The organism is Escherichia sp. E3659, assembly GCF_005781135.1.
In the GTDB taxonomy this organism is placed as follows: domain Bacteria; phylum Pseudomonadota; class Gammaproteobacteria; order Enterobacterales; family Enterobacteriaceae; genus Escherichia.
Genome location: NZ_VATQ01000009.1, coordinates 73,427 through 90,511 on the forward strand (window position 1 = coordinate 73,427; position 17,085 = coordinate 90,511).

Below are 17,085 nucleotides of genomic sequence, written 5' to 3' on the forward strand. Positions count from 1 at the left end.
CGACAAGCAAAAGAGGCTGATTTGGCTGCCTGAGCCACATTTCTCACTAAAATTCGGATTTTGTAGATGTGATAGTGAATTACATAACGTCATTTCTCACGCATAATAATCATCCGACGTTGCTAACGGGCCATTGTGGCAGGGATGAGAGATGAAAAAGTTACGCTTAGCCGCCTGTATGTTGATGCTGGCGCTGGCAGGGTGCGACAACAACGATAACGCGCCAACTGCAGTGAAAAAAGATACGTCTTCTGAAGTTGCTAAAGAGTCATCTTCGACAAATGCGACTTCTGCGAAACTCTCCTCGCCGGCGCGACAAAAACTGGCACAACAGAGTGCGGGTAAGGCACTGACATTGCTGGATCTCTCTGAGGTACAGCTCGATGGCGCAGCCACGCTGGTACTGACTTTCTCTGTCCCCCTCGACCCGGATCAGGACTTCTCGCGTGTTATTCATGTCGTCGATAAAAAGAGCGGCAAAGTGGATGGCGCCTGGGAGTTGTCGGATAATCTCAAAGAACTGCGTTTACGCCACCTCGAACCGAAACGTGATTTGATCGTCACTATTGGCAAGGAAGTTAAGGCACTCAATAACGCAACCTTCAGTAAAGATTACGAAAAAACCATCACCACCCGCGATATCCAACCCAGTGTCGGCTTTGCCAGCCGTGGTTCGCTGCTACCCGGAAAAGTCGTGGAAGGACTGCCGGTAATGGCGCTCAACGTTAACAATGTCGATGTTAACTTCTTCCGTGTTAAGCCGGAATCGCTGCCAGCTTTCATTAGCCAGTGGGAATATCGTAACTCACTGGCGAACTGGCAATCGGACAAACTGTTGGAGATGGCGGACCTGGTCTATACCGGGCGGTTTGATCTCAATCCCGCGCGAAACACTCGTGAAAAATTATTGCTGCCGCTGGGCGATATCAAGCCGCTTCAGCAGGCGGGCGTGTATCTGGCTGTAATGAATCAGGCCGGACATTACGATTACAGTAATCCAGCCACGCTATTTACGTTAAGTGATATTGGCGTATCGGCCCACCGTTATCACAATCGTCTGGATATCTTTACTCAAAGCCTGGAAAACGGCGCGGCCCAGCAAGGAATTGAAGTCTCGCTATTAAATGAGAAAGGGCAGACTCTGACTCAGGCGACCAGTGATTCACAGGGCCATGTGCAGTTGGAAAATGATAAAAACGCGGCGCTACTGCTGGCGCGTAAAGACGGTCAAACAACGCTGCTCGATTTAAAACTACCGGCACTGGACTTAGCGGAATTTAACATTGCTGGCGCGCCAGACTACAGCAAACAGTTCTTTATGTTTGGCCCGCGCGATCTTTATCGCCCTGGCGAAACGGTCATCCTCAACGGCTTACTGCGTGATGCAGACGGTAAAGCTCTGCCGGATCAACCCATCAAACTGGACGTGATTAAACCTGACGGGCAGGTACTGCGTAGTGTTGTTAGCCAGCCGGAAAATGGCCTCTACCACTTTACCTGGCCGCTGGATAGCACTGCGGCAACCGGAATGTGGCATATCCGAGCCAACACTGGGGATAACCAGTATCGGATGTGGGATTTCCACGTCGAAGATTTTATGCCGGAGCGCATGGCGCTGAATCTGACCGGCGAGAAAACGCCATTAACACCAAAAGATGAAGTGAAATTCTCCGTGGTGGGGTACTACCTGTACGGTGCGCCCGCTAATGGCAATACCTTGCAGGGACAGCTTTTCTTGCGGCCGCTGCGTGAAGCGGTTTCTGCATTGCCTGGTTTCGAATTTGGCGATATTGCTGCCGAAAACCTTTCCCGCACGCTGGATGAAGTTCAGCTGACGCTGGATGATAAAGGGCGTGGCGAAGTTTCCACTGAAAGCCAGTGGAAGGAAGTACATTCCCCATTACAGGTTATTTTCCAGGGGAGTTTGCTGGAATCTGGCGGTCGCCCCGTGACGCGCCGCGCTGAGCAGGCTATCTGGCCAGCCGATGCATTGCCGGGGATCCGTCCGCAGTTCTCTTCAAAATCAGTTTACGATTATCGTACTGACAGCATGGTAAAACAGCCCATTGTTGATGAAGACAGTAACGCTGTTTTTGATATCGTTTATAGCGATGCGCAGGGCGTGAAAAAAGCAGTGTCGGGCTTGCAGGTGCGACTGATTCGCGAACGTCGCGATTACTACTGGAACTGGTCGGAAGATGAAGGCTGGAAGTCACAGTTTGATCAAAAAGATCTGATCGAAAATGAGCAAACGCTGGATCTGAAAGCGGACGAAACCGGCAAGGTCAGTTTTCCGGTAGAGTGGGGCGCTTATCGTCTGGAAGTCAAAGCGCCGAATGAAGCGGTCAGTAGCGCGCGTTTTTGGGCCGGATATAGCTGGCAGGACAATAGCGACGGTAGCGGCGCAGTGCGTCCGGACCGTGTCACGCTGAAACTGGATAAAGCCAGTTATCGCCCGGGCGACACCATTAAGTTGCATATCGCCGCGCCAACGGCGGGTAAAGGTTATGCGATGGTCGAGTCCAGTGAAGGGCCGCTGTGGTGGCAAGAGATTGATGTTCCGGCTCAAGGGCTGGATCTGACGATTCCGGTCGATAAAACCTGGAATCGTCATGATCTGTATTTAAGTACGCTGGTGGTGCGTCCTGGTGATAAATCTCGCTCCGCGACGCCAAAACGCGCGGTTGGTGTGTTGCATTTGCCGCTTGGTGATGAAAACCGTCGCCTCGATCTCGCGCTGGAAACACCAGCAAAAATGCGTCCCAATCAACCATTAACCGTGAAAATTAAAGCCAGCACTAAAAATGGCGAGAAGCCAAAACAGGTGAATGTGCTGGTGTCTGCCGTTGATAGTGGTGTGCTGAATATTACTGACTACGTCACGCCAGATCCGTGGCAGGCGTTCTTTGGTCAGAAACGCTATGGCGCAGACATTTACGATATTTACGGTCAGGTTATTGAAGGTCAGGGGCGTCTGGCTGCACTGCGTTTTGGTGGCGATGGTGATGAACTGAAACGCGGTGGCAAACCGCCAGTAAATCACGTCAATATTGTCGCGCAACAGGCGCTGCCGGTAACGCTCAACGAACAGGGCGAAGGCACGGTTACATTGCCGATTGGCGATTTTAACGGTGAATTGCGCGTCATGGCGCAAGCATGGACAGCAGATGATTTCGGCAGCAACGAAAGCAAAGTGGTTGTTGCCGCACCCGTGATAGCGGAACTGAACATGCCGCGCTTTATGGCTAGCGGCGACACCTCACGTCTGACGCTGGACATCACTAATCTTACCGATAAACCGCAAAAACTTAACGTTGCTCTGACCGCCAGTGGCTTGCTTGAACTGGTGAGTAATTCCCCCGCACCAGTTGAATTAGCGCCAGGTGTGCGAACCACGCTGTTTATCCCGGTGCGTGCTCTGACGGGGTTTGGCGATGGTGAAATTCAGGCCACCATTAGTGGGTTAGCGTTACCAGGTGAAACCGTTGCCGATCAGCATAAGCAGTGGAAAATCGGTGTCCGTCCGGCATTCCCGGCACAAACGGTCAATTACGGTACGGCGTTACAGCCTGGTGAAACTTGGGCGCTCCCGGCTGATGGGTTGCAAAACTTCTCTCCTGTTACGCTGGAAGGGCAGTTGTTGTTGAGCGGCAAACCACCGCTGAACATCGCACGTTATATCAAAGAGTTAAAAGCGTATCCGTACGGCTGTCTGGAGCAAACCGCCAGCGGCCTGTTCCCGTCACTTTATACCAACGCAGCGCAGCTACAGGCGTTGGGCATCAAAGGCGATAGCGATGATAAACGCCGTGCGGCAGTCGATATTGGTGTTTCTCGTTTGCTGCAAATGCAACGTGATAACGGCGGCTTTGCCCTGTGGGATAAAAACGGTGACGAAGAGTACTGGCTGACCGCCTACGTGATGGATTTCCTGATCCGTGCTGGTGAACAGGGTTACAGCGTGCCGACAGAAGCCATTAATCGTGGAAACGAGCGTCTGCTGCGCTATTTACAAGATCCGGGCATGATGTCGATTCCGTACGCTGATAATCTTAAAGCCAGTAAGTTTGCCGTTCAGTCTTACGCTGCACTGGTGCTGGCACGGCAGCAAAAAGCACCGCTGGGTGCGCTACGCGAAATCTGGGAGCGTCGTGCAGATGCGGCTTCTGGTTTACCGCTGCTGCAACTTGGCGTTGCGCTGAAAACCATGGGTGATGCGACGCGTGGTGAAGAAGCGATTGCGCTGGCGCTGAAAACGCCGCGTAACGATGAACGGAAATGGCTGGGTGATTACGGTAGCCCACTGCGCGACAACGCGTTAATGCTCTCCTTACTTGAAGAGAACAAGCTACTGCCTGATGCACAGAATGCATTGCTTAACACCCTTTCACAGCAGGCATTTGGCGAACGTTGGCTCTCGACCCAGGAAAGTAACGCGCTGTTCCTGGCCGCCCGTACTCTTCAGGATTTACCGGGTAAATGGCAGGCGCAGACGTCTTTCTCAACTGAGCCGCTGACAGGCGAGAAAGCGCAAAACAGCAATCTGAATAGCGATCAACTTGCCACCTTGCAGGTGACCAACCGTGGTGACCAGCCGTTATGGCTGCGTGTGGATGCCAGCGGTTATCCGCAATCCGCACCACAACCAGCGAGCAATGTGCTGCAAATTGAGCGTCATATTCTTGGTACTGACGGTAAGAGTAAGTCTCTGGACTCGTTGCGTAGCGGCGATCTGGTGCTGGTCTGGTTGCAGGTAAAAGCCAGTGACAGCGTGCCGGATGCTTTGGTCGTTGATTTACTGCCAGCGGGCCTGGAACTGGAAAACCAGAACCTGGCTAACGGCAGCGCCAGCCTGGAGCAAAGTGGCAGCGAAGTGCAAAACCTACTCAATCAAATGCAACAAGCGAACATTAAGCATATTGAGTTTCGGGACGATCGCTTTGTGGCGGCGGTTGCTGTTGATGAATATCAGCCAGTAACGCTGGTGTATCTGGCGCGGGCGGTAACGCCGGGAACGTATCAGGTTCCGCAACCGATGGTGGAATCAATGTATGTTCCCCAATGGCGGGCGACTGGCGCTACTGAAGATTTGCTGATTATCAGACCGTAAATGGCTCGTCTGTTAACCAAACATGGCTGCTGGATAACGCTGGCAGTCATGCCCTTTATTATCATTCTGACGGCGTGGGGGGCAGATAAACTCTGGCCTCTGCCGCTACATGAAGTTAACCCCGCACGCGTCGTCGTGGCGCAGGATGGGACGCCGCTCTGGCGCTTTGCCGATGCTGATGGCATCTGGCGTTATCCGGTAACCATCGAAGATGTTTCTCCGCGTTATCTCGAAGCACTGATCAATTACGAAGATCGCTGGTTCTGGAAGCATCCAGGCGTGAACCCATTCTCGGTGGCTCGTGCTGCCTGGCAGGATCTTACTTCTGGTCGGGTTATCTCCGGCGGCAGTACGCTCACTATGCAGGTAGCTCGCCTGCTTGATCCACATTCGAAAACCTTTGGCGGTAAAATTCGCCAGCTCTGGCGCGCATTTCAACTGGAATGGCACCTGTCTAAACGTGAAATTCTGACCTTGTATCTTAACCGCGCCCCGTTTGGCGGTACGTTACAGGGGATAGGTGCGGCAAGCTGGGCTTATCTCGGGAAATCGCCTGCAAATTTGAGCTATTCCGAGGCAGCAATGCTGGCGGTGTTACCGCAAGCGCCCAGCCGACTGCGCCCGGATCGCTGGCCGGAACGTGCCGAGGCCGCACGTAATAAAGTGCTCAAACGGATGGCTGCGCAAGGTGTGTGGTCCCGTGAGCAGGTAAAAGAATCTAGTGAAGAGCCCATCTGGCTGGCCCCCAGGCAAATGCCGCAACTGGCACCGTTGTTTTCGCGCATGATGCTCGGTAAAAGTAAAAGCGACAAAATCGTTACTACGCTGGATGCAGGTCTTCAACGACGTCTGGAAGAACTGGCGCAAAACTGGAAAGGACGATTGCCGGCGCGCAGCTCACTGGCGATGATCGTGGTTGATCATACCGATATGCGTGTTCGCGGCTGGGTAGGATCGGTCGATCTCAACGATGATTCACGCTTTGGTCATGTTGATATGGTTAATGCGATCCGATCGCCAGGATCGGTGCTCAAACCATTTGTTTATGGTCTGGCTCTGGATGAAGGTTTGATCCACCCGGCATCGCTGTTGCAAGACGTCCCCCGACGCACCGGTGATTATCGACCCGGTAACTTTGACAGCGGTTTTCATGGCCCGATCAGCATGAGCGAGGCGCTGGTGCGCTCGCTGAACTTACCTGCTGTGCAGGTGCTGGAAGCCTATGGCCCGAAACGGTTTGCGGCAAAATTACGCAATGTTGGATTGCCGTTGTATCTGCCCAACGGTGCTGCGCCCAATCTTTCGCTCATTCTTGGCGGCGCTGGTGCAAAACTGGAAGATATGGCTGCAGCGTATACCGCGTTTGCTCGCCACGGTAAGGCGGGTAAGTTGCGCTTACAGCCGGGTGACCCATTACTTGAGCGACCGTTAATGTCGCCGGGGGCCGCGTGGATTATCCGCCGTATTATGGCAGATGAAGCGCAGCCGCTTCCGGATGGTGCCTTGCCACGCGTCGTACCACTGGCGTGGAAAACAGGAACCAGTTATGGCTATCGCGATGCATGGGCAATAGGGATAAACGCTCGCTATGTGATCGGTATCTGGACCGGCAGGCCGGACGGCACGCCGGTAGTCGGCCAGTTTGGCTTTGCCAGCGCCGTACCGCTGTTGAATCAGGTCAATAATATCTTACTGTCGCGCAGTGCGAATCTGCCGGAAGACCCGCGTCCTGGCTCCGTAAGTCGTGGCGTTATCTGCTGGCCTGGCGGACAGTCTTTGCCGGAAGGTGACGGTAACTGTCGCCGCCGCCTGGCAACCTGGCTGCTGGACGGGAGCCAGCCGCCAACGCTATTACTACCGGAGCAGGAAGGCATTAATGGCATTCGTTTCCCCATCTGGCTGGATGAAAACGGCAAACGTGTTGCCGCTGATTGCCCTCAGGCGCGACAAGAAATGATAAATGTCTGGCCGCTACCGCTGGAACCCTGGCTGCCCGCATCGGAGCGCCGCGCCGCACGCCTGCCATCGGCATCAACAAGTTGCCCGCCGTACGGTCACGATGCCCCGCTCCCGCTGCAGCTGACAGGCGTTCGCGATGGCGCGATTATTAAACGTTTACTTGGCACTGCTGATGCTTCTTTGCCTGTGCAAACCACGGGCGGCGCAGGTGAACGATGGTGGTTTCTTAATGGTGCACCGTTAACTGAACGTGGGCGTAACATTACGTTGCGTTTGAGTGAAAAAGGTGACTATCAGTTACTGGTGATGGATGAAATGGGACAGGTCGCGACGGTGAGATTTGCCATGCAGTAGTCTGTTTTGTCAGATTTTGTTGCTTAAACTCGGTTTATTTTAAAAAAATGTTACCTTCATCAATAGTCAACGGCCCTGTAGCTCATTATAATCCGCGCCATCTCGTACGCTGGTACAGACAACAACAGAATAATTTACAGAGGTAAAAATGGCTATTGAACGTACTTTTTCCATCATCAAACCGAATGCGGTAGCAAAAAACGTTATTGGTAATATCTTTGCGCGCTTTGAAGCTGCTGGATTTAAAATTGTCGGCACCAAAATGCTGCACCTGACCGTTGAACAGGCTCGTGGCTTTTATGCTGAACACGATGGAAAACCGTTCTTTGATGGTCTGGTTGAGTTCATGACCTCTGGCCCGATCGTGGTTTCCGTACTGGAAGGTGAAAACGCCGTTCAGCGTCACCGCGATCTGCTGGGCGCGACCAACCCGGCAAACGCACTGGCCGGTACTCTGCGCGCTGATTACGCTGACAGCCTGACCGAAAACGGTACCCACGGTTCTGATTCCGTCGAATCCGCCGCTCGCGAAATCGCCTTCTTCTTCGGTGAAGGCGAAGTGTGTCCGCGCACACGTTAATATTTTCGTAAATGCCGCGTGCAAACGTGGCATCCATGCGCCAGAATTTGTACAATGCAGCGCCCCCGGACGAGCAGCAGCTCACCGGGGCGTTTCTTTTTTCAACCCTCCAGGGGCCATAACGTGTAATAACGAGGCCGGAATAGCATATGTCTGAACAATTAGTCACACCTGAAAACGTCACCACGAAAGATGGAAAAATCAACCTGCTGGATCTCAACCGTCAGCAGATGCGGGAGTTTTTTAAAGATTTAGGTGAAAAACCCTTCCGCGCCGATCAGGTGATGAAGTGGATGTATCACTATTGCTGCGACAACTTTGATGAGATGACCGACATCAATAAAGTGTTGCGCGGCAAACTGAAAGAGGTGGCGGAGATCCGCGCACCGGAAGTGGTTGAAGAACAGCGTTCATCTGACGGCACCATTAAATGGGCGATCGCCGTTGGCGATCAGCGCGTCGAAACGGTGTATATCCCGGAAGACGACCGTGCCACGCTCTGCGTCTCTTCGCAGGTGGGGTGTGCGCTGGAGTGTAAATTCTGTTCCACCGCCCAGCAGGGCTTTAACCGCAACCTGCGGGTGTCGGAAATTATCGGCCAGGTATGGCGTGCGGCGAAAATCGTCGGCGCAGCAAAAGTCACCGGTCAGCGCCCAATCACTAACGTAGTGATGATGGGTATGGGCGAGCCGCTGCTCAACCTGAACAACGTCGTTCCGGCGATGGAAATCATGCTTGATGATTTCGGTTTTGGTCTGTCTAAACGTCGCGTGACGCTTTCCACTTCCGGTGTAGTTCCGGCGCTGGATAAACTGGGCGATATGATCGACGTTGCACTGGCAATTTCCCTGCACGCGCCGAACGACGAAATTCGTGACGAAATTGTGCCGATCAACAAAAAGTACAATATCGAAACGTTCCTTGCTGCAGTGCGCCGTTATCTGGAGAAATCCAACGCCAATCAGGGCCGAGTCACTATTGAATACGTGATGCTTGACCACGTTAACGACGGCACTGAACACGCGCACCAACTGGCGGAGCTGCTGAAAGATACGCCGTGTAAGATCAACCTGATTCCGTGGAACCCGTTCCCGGGCGCGCCGTATGGCCGCAGTTCGAACAGTCGTATCGATCGCTTCTCAAAAGTGTTGATGAGCTATGGGTTCACAACCATCGTGCGTAAAACGCGTGGGGATGATATCGACGCAGCCTGCGGGCAATTAGCGGGCGAGGTTATCGACCGTACTAAACGTACCCTGCGCAAACGGATACAGGGAGAAGCCATCGACGTGAAAACGGTTTGATGTCTCTTGCGCCACGGTTACTTTTTGTACCGTGGCGTAATCTTTTATGAATATAGCATTAAGTTGCAATTGTCTGATCAATATTAACGGTGCGTTTTTGCTGACTTTAAGGCAGTATGTAACGATGCAACAGTGAGTTAGCTTTGATTCATGTGGGCTTTGTCATGAGCACACAGACAGTCTTATACTGTATGATAAAGGTTAACTTAATGGATGTCTCGCGGTGTGGGTGAGTATGATGACTCACCGGCATCTCAATTCTCATTTAAACGTACCTGCAGCGAATGAATACTGAAGCCACGCACGACCAAAATGAAGCACTTACTACCGGCGCTCGCTTGCGTAATGCCCGCGAACAACTTGGACTTAGCCAGCAAGCCGTTGCCGAACGACTTTGTCTGAAGGTTTCCACGGTACGCGATATTGAAGAGGATAAGGCGCCAGCCGACCTTGCATCAACATTCCTGCGCGGGTATATCCGGTCTTATGCACGACTGGTGCATATTCCGGAAGAAGAACTGCTGCCGGGGCTGGAAAAACAGGCTCCGTTACGGGCCGCAAAAGTTGCGCCCATGCAGAGTTTCTCTCTCGGCAAGCGACGTAAAAAACGCGATGGCTGGCTGATGACCTTCACCTGGCTGGTGTTATTCGTGGTGATTGGGCTGAGCGGTGCCTGGTGGTGGCAAGATCACAAAGCCCAGCAGGAAGAGATCACGACTATGGCCGATCAGACCACAGCGGAACTGAACGGTAATAGCGACCAGGCGCAGAGCGTGCCGTTAGATACCTCCTCAAACGCTGGTCAGAGTGACTCCACCACGACGTCAGCACCTGCGGATACTACCGCTGCAAACACGCAAACGTCAGACGTGACCACGCCGGCACCTGCCGTTGAACCACAGCAGAACGCGGTTGTTCCGCCATCGCAGGCGAATGTGGATACCGCGGCTACGACCGCGCCAACTGCAACGACGCCAAATGACGCGGCACCACTGCCAACCGATCAGGCTGGTGTGACCACGCCGGCGGCTGACCCGAATGCACTGGTGATGAACTTTACTGCCGATTGCTGGCTGGAAGTCACCGATGCTACCGGTAAAAAACTGTTCAGCGGGATGCAGCGTAAAGACGGTAATTTGAATTTAACCGGCCAGGCACCGTATAAACTGAAAATTGGTGCGCCAGCCGCAGTACAGATCCAGTATCAAGGGAAACCTGTCGATCTGAGTCGTTTTATCAGAACTAACCAGGTTGCGCGTCTGACCCTAAATGCCGAACAATCACCGGCGCAGTAACAGACGGGTAACGCGGGAGATTTTGCATGCATAACCAGGCTCCAATTCAACGTAGAAAATCAACACGTATTTACGTTGGGAATGTGCCGATTGGCGATGGAGCTCCCATCGCCGTACAGTCCATGACTAATACGCGCACGACGGACGTCGAAGCGACGGTCAATCAAATCAAGGCGCTGGAACGTGTTGGTGCCGATATCGTCCGTGTTTCAGTACCGACGATGGACGCGGCAGAAGCGTTCAAACTCATCAAACAGCAGGTTAACGTACCGCTGGTGGCCGACATCCACTTTGACTATCGCATTGCGCTGAAAGTGGCGGAATACGGCGTCGATTGCCTGCGCATTAACCCAGGCAATATCGGTAATGAAGAGCGTATTCGCATGGTGGTTGACTGTGCGCGCGATAAAAACATTCCGATCCGTATTGGCGTTAACGCCGGATCGCTGGAAAAAGATCTGCAAGAAAAGTATGGCGAACCGACGCCGCAGGCGTTGCTTGAGTCCGCCATGCGTCATGTTGATCATCTTGATCGTCTGAACTTCGATCAGTTTAAAGTCAGTGTTAAAGCGTCAGACGTTTTCCTGGCAGTAGAATCGTATCGTCTGCTGGCAAAACAGATCGATCAGCCGCTGCATCTTGGGATCACCGAAGCCGGTGGCGCACGCAGTGGGGCGGTGAAATCTGCCATCGGTTTAGGTCTGTTGCTGTCTGAAGGTATTGGTGACACGCTGCGCGTTTCGCTGGCTGCCGATCCGGTTGAAGAGATCAAAGTCGGTTTCGATATCCTTAAATCGCTGCGAATCCGTTCGCGCGGGATCAACTTCATCGCCTGCCCGACCTGTTCTCGTCAGGAGTTTGACGTCATTGGTACGGTTAACGCACTTGAGCAGCGTCTGGAAGATATCATTACCCCGATGGACGTTTCGATCATTGGTTGCGTGGTGAATGGCCCTGGTGAGGCACTGGTTTCTACACTCGGCGTCACGGGCGGTAACAAGAAAAGCGGCCTTTATGAAGATGGCGTGCGCAAAGACCGTCTGGACAACAATGACATGATCGATCAGCTGGAAGCGCGTATTCGTGCGAAAGCCAGTCAGCTGGACGAAGCGCGTCGAATTGACGTTCAGCAGGTTGAAAAATAATAACGTGATGGGAAGCGCCTCGCTTCCCGTGTATGATTGAACCCGCATAGCTCCCGAAACATTGACGGAAGCGTTGAGGGTTCATTTTTATATTCAGAAAGAGAATAAACGTGGCAAAAAACATTCAAGCCATTCGCGGCATGAACGATTACCTGCCTGGCGAAACTGCCATTTGGCAGCGCATTGAAGGCACACTGAAAAACGTGCTCGGCAGCTACGGTTACAGTGAAATCCGCTTGCCGATTGTAGAGCAGACCCCGCTATTCAAACGTGCGATTGGTGAAGTCACCGACGTGGTTGAAAAAGAGATGTATACCTTTGAGGATCGCAATGGCGACAGCCTGACTTTGCGCCCTGAAGGGACGGCGGGCTGTGTACGCGCCGGCATCGAGCATGGTCTTCTGTACAATCAGGAACAGCGTCTGTGGTATATCGGGCCGATGTTCCGCCATGAGCGTCCGCAAAAAGGCCGTTATCGTCAATTCCATCAGCTAGGTTGTGAAGTCTTCGGTCTGCAGGGTCCGGATATTGACGCCGAATTGATCATGCTCACCGCCCGCTGGTGGCGTGCGCTGGGTATCTCTGAACACGTTACCCTCGAGTTGAACTCTATCGGCTCGCTGGAAGCACGCGCCAATTACCGCGATGCACTGGTGGCATTCCTCGAACAGCATAAAGAAAAGCTGGACGAAGACTGCAAACGCCGCATGTACACCAACCCGCTGCGCGTGCTGGATTCCAAAAATCCGGAAGTGCAGGCGTTACTCAATGACGCTCCGGCGTTAGGCGATTATCTTGACGAGGAGTCTCGCGAGCATTTTGCTGGTCTGTGCAAACTGCTTGAGAGCGCAGGTATTGCCTACACAGTCAACCAGCGTTTGGTGCGTGGTCTGGATTACTACAATCGTACCGTTTTCGAATGGGTGACTAACAGCCTCGGTTCCCAGGGAACCGTGTGCGCAGGCGGTCGTTATGACGGTCTGGTGGAACAGCTGGGTGGCCGTGCAACACCGGCAGTAGGTTTTGCGATGGGCCTCGAACGTCTTGTGTTGTTAGTTCAGGCAGTTAATCCGGAATTTAAAGCCGATCCCGTTGTCGATATATACCTGGTGGCTTCAGGCGCCGATACACAATCTGCGGCACTGGCATTAGCTGAGCGTCTGCGTGATGAATTACCGGGTGTGAAATTGATGACCAACCACGGCGGCGGCAACTTTAAGAAACAGTTTGCCCGTGCTGATAAATGGGGCGCACGCGTTGCTGTGGTGCTGGGTGAGTCCGAAGTGGCCAACGGCACGGCAGTAGTGAAGGATTTGCGCTCTGGTGAGCAAACGGCAGTTGCGCAGGATAGCGTAGCCGCGCATTTGCGCACGTTACTGGGTTAAGGAAGGAGAAGGACAGCGTGGAAATTTACGAGAACGAAAACGACCAGGTTGAAGCGGTTAAACGCTTTTTTGCTGAAAATGGCAAAGCACTGGCTGTTGGGGTGATTTTGGGCGTTGGCGCACTGATTGGCTGGCGCTACTGGAACAGCCATCAGGTTGATTCCGCACGCTCCACTTCTCTTGCCTATCACAATGCGGTTACCGCAGTTAGCGAAGGCAAACCAGACAGCATTCCAGCGGCGGAAAAATTCGCTGCTGAAAATAAAAATACTTATGGCGCGCTGGCTTCTTTGGAACTTGCGCAGCAATTTGTTGACAAAAATGAACTAGAGAAAGCTGCCGCCCAATTGCAACAAGGGTTGGCGGACACGAGCGATGAAAATCTCAAAGCCGTGATAAATCTGCGTCTTGCCCGAGTTCAGGTGCAGCTCAAGCAGGCTGATGCCGCGCTGAAAACCCTTGAAACCATTAAAGGTGAAGGGTGGGCTGCCATTGTTGCCGACCTGCGTGGTGAAGCATTGCTGAGCAAAGGTGATAAGCAAGGTGCGCGTAGTGCATGGGAAGCAGGTGTGAAAAGCGATGCTACCCCGGCACTGAGCGAAATGATGCAGATGAAAATTAATAATTTGTCCATCTGAGAGGGACCCGATGCAATTGCGTAAATTACTGCTGCCAGGACTGCTTTCCGTTACTCTTTTAAGCGGCTGTTCGCTGTTTAACAGCGAAGAAGATGTGGTAAAGATGTCCCCATTGCCGACCGTTGAAAACCAGTTTACGCCGACCACGGCGTGGAGCACCTCTGTTGGTAGCGGCATTGGCAACTTCTATTCTAATCTTCATCCGGCACTGGCGGACAACGTTGTCTATGCAGCGGATCGCGCTGGTTTAGTAAAAGCGATGAATGCGGATGACGGCAAAGAAATCTGGTCTGTCAGTCTGGCCGAGAAAGATGGCTGGTTGTCTAAAGAGCCGGCATTGCTTTCTGGCGGCGTGACCGTAGCGGGTGGTCACGTTTACATTGGCAGCGAAAAGGCGCAGGTTTACGCGCTGAATACCAGTGATGGTACTGTAGCATGGCAAACTAAAGTCGCGGGTGAAGCACTTTCTCGCCCGGTGGTTAGCGATGGTCTGGTACTTATCCACACCAGTAATGGTCAGTTGCAAGCGCTGAACGAAGCAGACGGTGCTGTTAAATGGACAGTTAACCTCGATATGCCTTCGCTCTCTTTGCGTGGCGAATCTGCGCCAGCCACAGCGTTTGGCGCAGCAGTCGTTGGTGGTGATAATGGCCGCGTCAGTGCAGTACTGATGCAACAGGGCCAGATGATTTGGCAACAGCGCATCTCCCAGGCGACCGGCTCTACTGAAATCGACCGTCTGAGCGATGTTGACACAACTCCAGTAATCATTAACGGCGTTGTTTTTGCACTGGCCTATAATGGTAACCTGACGGCGCTTGATCTGCGCAGCGGTCAGATTATGTGGAAACGCGAACTGGGTTCGGTGAATGATTTCATCGTCGACGGTAACCGCATCTATCTGGTCGATCAAAATGACCGGGTGATGGCGTTGACCATTGATGGTGGCGTTACGCTGTGGACGCAAAGCGATCTGTTGCATCGCCTGCTGACTTCTCCGGTGCTGTATAATGGCAACCTGGTGGTGGGTGACAGTGAAGGCTATCTGCACTGGATTAATGTCGAAGATGGTCGTTTCGTTGCCCAGCAAAAAGTTGATAGCTCCGGTTTCCAGACCGAACCGGTTGCCGCTGATGGCAAACTGCTGATCCAGGCAAAAGACGGGACTGTGTACTCCATTACACGTTAATCGTCTCTGTCGTTCACTTTGAAAACGGCTCCTGGACAGGGGCCGTTTTCCTGTTTTTAACAACGACGCAAAAAAAGCGATCGTTGTCTGATGATTTATAAAAATGAGGCTTTAAACATGGTACCTGTGGTCGCGCTTGTCGGGCGCCCTAACGTAGGAAAATCCACGTTATTTAACCGTCTAACTCGCACCCGAGATGCGCTGGTTGCGGATTTCCCGGGTCTGACTCGTGACCGTAAGTACGGTCGTGCAGAAATTGAAGGCCGCGAGTTTATCTGTATTGATACCGGCGGTATTGACGGTACGGAAGACGGTGTTGAAACCCGCATGGCGGAACAGTCGCTGCTGGCGATTGAAGAAGCAGACGTTGTACTGTTTATGGTTGATGCGCGTGCTGGCCTGATGCCGGCAGATGAAGCTATTGCCAAGCACCTGCGCTCCCGAGAAAAACCTACCTTCCTGGTGGCAAACAAAACTGATGGTTTAGATCCAGACCAGGCAGTTGTTGATTTCTATTCGCTCGGTTTAGGCGAAATCTACCCAATTGCCGCGTCTCATGGTCGTGGCGTATTAAGCCTGCTGGAGCACGTCCTTCTGCCGTGGATGGAAGATCTCGCGCCGCAAGAAGAAGTGGACGAAGACGCTGAATACTGGGCGCAATTTGAAGCGCAAGAGAACGGCGAAGAAGAAGAGGAAGACGACTTCGACCCGCAAAGTCTGCCGATCAAACTGGCGATTGTGGGTCGTCCGAACGTCGGTAAGTCTACGCTCACTAACCGTATTCTCGGTGAAGAACGCGTTGTGGTTTACGACATGCCAGGCACAACGCGTGACAGTATCTACATTCCAATGGAACGTGACGGACGTGAGTATGTACTCATTGACACCGCAGGCGTACGTAAACGCGGCAAAATCACCGATGCGGTAGAGAAGTTCTCAGTAATCAAAACGTTGCAGGCAATTGAAGATGCCAACGTGGTGATGCTGGTCATTGATGCACGCGAAGGTATTTCCGATCAGGATCTCTCCCTGCTGGGCTTTATTCTCAATAGTGGGCGCTCACTTGTGATTGTGGTGAACAAGTGGGATGGCCTGAGCCAGGAAGTGAAAGAGCAGGTGAAAGAGACGCTGGACTTCCGTCTGGGCTTTATCGATTTTGCTCGCGTGCATTTTATCTCTGCATTGCACGGCAGTGGTGTTGGTAACCTGTTTGAATCAGTGCGTGAAGCGTATGACAGCTCCACCCGTCGCGTGGGTACGTCAATGCTGACGCGCATCATGACTATGGCTGTTGAAGATCACCAGCCGCCGCTGGTTCGCGGGCGTCGCGTGAAGCTGAAATATGCCCACGCTGGTGGTTATAACCCGCCGATTGTGGTGATTCACGGTAACCAGGTGAAAGACCTGCCGGATTCCTACAAGCGTTATCTGATGAACTATTTCCGCAAGTCTCTGGATGTGATGGGGACGCCGATTCGTATTCAGTTCAAAGAAGGGGAAAACCCATATGCGAACAAGCGTAACACCCTGACGCCGACCCAGATGCGCAAGCGTAAGCGCCTGATGAAGCATATCAAGAAAAGTAAGTAATTACTTATCTGGTTTCCCTTTCCATATGGAAAGGGAAACCCATGAAAATGTGAGGATCATTTATGGAACTCAGCTGCCCAATCTGCCAAAATCCTCTCGAACGCCAAGGCGAGACGGCTCACTGCGTAACTTGCGACAAAGATTTCACCGTCCAGGCACTTTGCCCTGACTGCCACCAACCGTTACAGGTGTTAAAAGCGTGTGGTGCGGTGGATTATTTCTGCCAGCATGGTCACGGTTTAATTTCTAAAACCCGTATTGAATTTGTCATTTCTTAATATCACTGGAATATATGGTTTAGCATCATATATTCCTAATATAAATATTATAATCTCATCTCTATTAGATTAACGACTAATTAAAAATGAGCAAAGTCTCATTGTTATAACTTTAAGACTATATTTAGCACTTCTGGTGTGCAGTTACTGTGTTATCTGGAATACAATGTTAGAAATTATTTTAGAGTTAAATTTCCACAGGGAAAAGCATGTTGCTATGGATCCGCTATATAACACTAATATTTATCTCCGGAGCTG

At 52.4% G+C, this 17,085-nt stretch carries 11 protein-coding genes; all 11 read left to right on the forward strand.

Features of this window, described 5'->3' with window-relative positions; translation table 11 throughout:
* The first annotated feature begins 151 nt into the window (after positions 1–151).
* Positions 152–5,110: an alpha2-macroglobulin gene (yfhM, locus tag FEK47_RS09925; RefSeq protein WP_138183175.1), complete on the forward strand. Its 4,959-nt coding sequence runs from the start codon at positions 152–154 to the stop codon at positions 5,108–5,110.
* On the forward strand, positions 5,111–7,423 hold the full coding sequence (gene pbpC / locus FEK47_RS09930) for a peptidoglycan glycosyltransferase PbpC (RefSeq protein WP_135486927.1): 2,313 nt from the start codon (positions 5,111–5,113) through the stop codon (positions 7,421–7,423).
* 148 nt (positions 7,424–7,571) lie between these two features.
* Complete coding sequence (gene ndk, locus FEK47_RS09935; RefSeq protein WP_000963835.1) at positions 7,572–8,003, forward strand: nucleoside-diphosphate kinase; 432 nt, start codon at positions 7,572–7,574, stop codon at positions 8,001–8,003.
* Positions 8,004–8,152: 149 nt separating this feature from the next.
* On the forward strand, positions 8,153–9,307 hold the full coding sequence (locus tag FEK47_RS09940) for a bifunctional tRNA (adenosine(37)-C2)-methyltransferase TrmG/ribosomal RNA large subunit methyltransferase RlmN (RefSeq protein WP_135486926.1): 1,155 nt from the start codon (positions 8,153–8,155) through the stop codon (positions 9,305–9,307).
* A gap of 284 nt (positions 9,308–9,591) precedes the next feature.
* Entirely contained in the window at positions 9,592–10,602 is a 1,011-nt protein-coding gene (rodZ, locus tag FEK47_RS09945; RefSeq protein ID WP_135486925.1) for a cytoskeleton protein RodZ, read from the forward strand.
* Between the two features lie 26 nt (positions 10,603–10,628).
* The gene (gene ispG, locus FEK47_RS09950; RefSeq protein ID WP_000551807.1) at positions 10,629–11,747 is read left to right on the forward strand and encodes a flavodoxin-dependent (E)-4-hydroxy-3-methylbut-2-enyl-diphosphate synthase; all 1,119 of its coding nucleotides are present in this window, start codon (positions 10,629–10,631) and stop codon (positions 11,745–11,747) included.
* A gap of 110 nt (positions 11,748–11,857) precedes the next feature.
* A complete protein-coding gene (hisS, locus tag FEK47_RS09955; protein ID WP_130237914.1) occupies positions 11,858–13,132 on the forward strand; it encodes a histidine--tRNA ligase in 1,275 nt (424 codons plus the stop codon).
* A 17-nt stretch (positions 13,133–13,149) separates the two neighbouring features.
* Positions 13,150–13,770, forward strand: coding sequence for an ancillary SecYEG translocon subunit YfgM (gene yfgM / locus FEK47_RS09960; RefSeq protein WP_130214611.1), 621 nt, complete (start codon positions 13,150–13,152; stop codon positions 13,768–13,770).
* A 10-nt stretch (positions 13,771–13,780) separates the two neighbouring features.
* Positions 13,781–14,959 carry an outer membrane protein assembly factor BamB gene (gene bamB, locus FEK47_RS09965; protein ID WP_130207489.1) on the forward strand — a complete coding sequence of 393 codons (1,179 nt, stop codon included), beginning with the start codon at positions 13,781–13,783 and terminating at the stop codon, positions 14,957–14,959.
* A gap of 117 nt (positions 14,960–15,076) precedes the next feature.
* Entirely contained in the window at positions 15,077–16,549 is a 1,473-nt protein-coding gene (gene der, locus FEK47_RS09970) for a ribosome biogenesis GTPase Der (RefSeq protein WP_032281443.1), read from the forward strand.
* 62 nt (positions 16,550–16,611) lie between these two features.
* Positions 16,612–16,827 carry a zinc ribbon domain-containing protein gene (locus tag FEK47_RS09975; RefSeq protein ID WP_130258879.1) on the forward strand — a complete coding sequence of 72 codons (216 nt, stop codon included), beginning with the start codon at positions 16,612–16,614 and terminating at the stop codon, positions 16,825–16,827.
* Positions 16,828–17,085: the final 258 nt, after the last annotated feature.

Bases quoted from the DNA above. Each gene is read 5' to 3' on its own strand.
- FEK47_RS09940 (WP_135486926.1), top strand. From the start codon at position 8,153: ATGTCTGAACAATTAGTCACACCTGAAAACGTCACCACGAAAGATGGA.
- ispG (WP_000551807.1), top strand. From the start codon at position 10,629: ATGCATAACCAGGCTCCAATTCAACGTAGAAAATCAACACGTATTTAC.
- bamB (WP_130207489.1), top strand. From the start codon at position 13,781: ATGCAATTGCGTAAATTACTGCTGCCAGGACTGCTTTCCGTTACTCTT.
- pbpC (WP_135486927.1), top strand. From the start codon at position 5,111: ATGGCTCGTCTGTTAACCAAACATGGCTGCTGGATAACGCTGGCAGTC.
- ndk (WP_000963835.1), top strand. From the start codon at position 7,572: ATGGCTATTGAACGTACTTTTTCCATCATCAAACCGAATGCGGTAGCA.
- FEK47_RS09975 (WP_130258879.1), top strand. From the start codon at position 16,612: ATGGAACTCAGCTGCCCAATCTGCCAAAATCCTCTCGAACGCCAAGGC.
- der (WP_032281443.1), top strand. From the start codon at position 15,077: ATGGTACCTGTGGTCGCGCTTGTCGGGCGCCCTAACGTAGGAAAATCC.
- rodZ (WP_135486925.1), top strand. From the start codon at position 9,592: ATGAATACTGAAGCCACGCACGACCAAAATGAAGCACTTACTACCGGC.
- yfhM (WP_138183175.1), top strand. From the start codon at position 152: ATGAAAAAGTTACGCTTAGCCGCCTGTATGTTGATGCTGGCGCTGGCA.